This is a genomic window from Bartonella sp. AU18XJBT (genome assembly GCF_028618595.1).
In the GTDB taxonomy this organism is placed as follows: Bacteria; Pseudomonadota; Alphaproteobacteria; order Rhizobiales; family Rhizobiaceae; genus Bartonella.
The window spans coordinates 1-1,374 of sequence record NZ_JAQITE010000134.1; the positions used below are offsets into that span (position 1 = coordinate 1).

The 1,374-nt window shown below is 36.5% G+C and carries 1 protein-coding gene and 1 pseudogene; both read right to left on the reverse strand.

Annotated elements, in window-relative coordinates; genetic code table 11:
• Positions 1–263: 263 nt before the first annotated feature.
• Positions 264–1,043 carry a hypothetical protein gene (locus PVV60_RS10515; protein ID WP_273724675.1) on the reverse strand — a complete coding sequence of 260 codons (780 nt, stop codon included), beginning with the start codon at positions 1,041–1,043 and terminating at the stop codon, positions 264–266.
• Positions 1,044–1,138: 95 nt separating this feature from the next.
• A pseudogene (locus PVV60_RS10520) lies at positions 1,139–1,374 on the reverse strand (hypothetical protein); the annotation flags it as partial.

The window sequence follows — 1,374 nt, forward strand, 5'->3', positions numbered from 1 at the left end:
ATCATACGCATCGTTTACGTTTCTTTTGATAAGTTTTCATATCTCTCATAGAGCGCTTGCAATATGATACGTTTTGTATATATGCATTCATTACTCCATGTAGGTGATTAATTTTAATCATTAGAATAGACATTTGAAAGCCGCGTCATATCAATTGGCACGGCTTTCTTTTATTTTACTCTCTCTTTTATGATATGTTATTAGCAATGCATTTTATATGCGTTTATAGCCATTAAAGAATGCACGCCCCCCATGCTTGTCATTTATTTGTCTGTATCCGTAATTTTGATAATATTATCATTTTCATAAACCTCACATTTTTTAGGAACGACACTTACTTTACTTTGACTGTTTAATTTTGCATTGCCATAGGCTTTACCCCAGACCTTGGCATGATAGGAAACCTTGGCATTGCCATAAACAGAGCCATAAACCTCAGCATAGCCACTTACAATAACATTGCCATAAACCTTGCCATAAATTTTAGCATGACCTTTGACAATAGCATGGTTATAAATCTTGGCATGGCTGTAAACACAGACAGAGCCAGAAACCTGAGCATGCCCATAAACCCTTGCATAATTATAAACCCAAGCATTATAAGAAATATGCGCATTATCATAAACCACGGCATTGCCATAAATACGCGCATTTCCTGATAATTTTGCATTGCCATAAACCCGCCCACAGACCCAAGCATTATAAGAAAGATGCGCATTGTCATAAACATGAGCATTTGCATAAACGCGGGCACTGTCACATACATGAGCATTGCCATAAACAAAGCCCATTATAATAGCGTTATTAAAAACCTTGGCATTTTCGTAAATATGGGCTGGACTTAAAACAAGAGCATTATCATAGACCCAGCAATTGCCATCATGAGAGAGGTTGCTTTCACTTTCAATAAAGCCGCCTAGATCGCCAGCTTTGATATCATCAAAATCTTTTAAAGCACGAATGCGATAAAGAGTTGTAATCTGTTTAGTAATCCTATCTTTAATTTGTTTAATTTCACTAGTTAATTCATATTTTTTGCACATAAAGATACCCTCACAATCTAATGTGATAAACGTTTGATAAAATTTGGAATGGGAAATTTAAAAGAGGTGCGCCCCCCGCGCCGCCGTTATTTTATTTACGCTGCTTTATCAACACCACAGACATCTTCAGAAAATTTCTTATTTTCTTTAAGCACCGCATTGCCATAAATCGTTGTAAATTGGCAAATTTGTGCCTTGCCACTCACATGAGCATTATCGTGAATTTTTGCACAGGGACCAACACGCGCCGAGCCATAAACCTTGGCATTGTCATAAATATTGCTACCATCATAAACTATAGCTTTATCAAAAACATGAGCATTTCCATAAG

Excerpts from the sequence above, each read along its gene's own strand:
- PVV60_RS10515 (WP_273724675.1), bottom strand. The coding sequence starts at position 1,043 with ATGTGCAAAAAATATGAATTAACTAGTGAAATTAAACAAATTAAAGAT.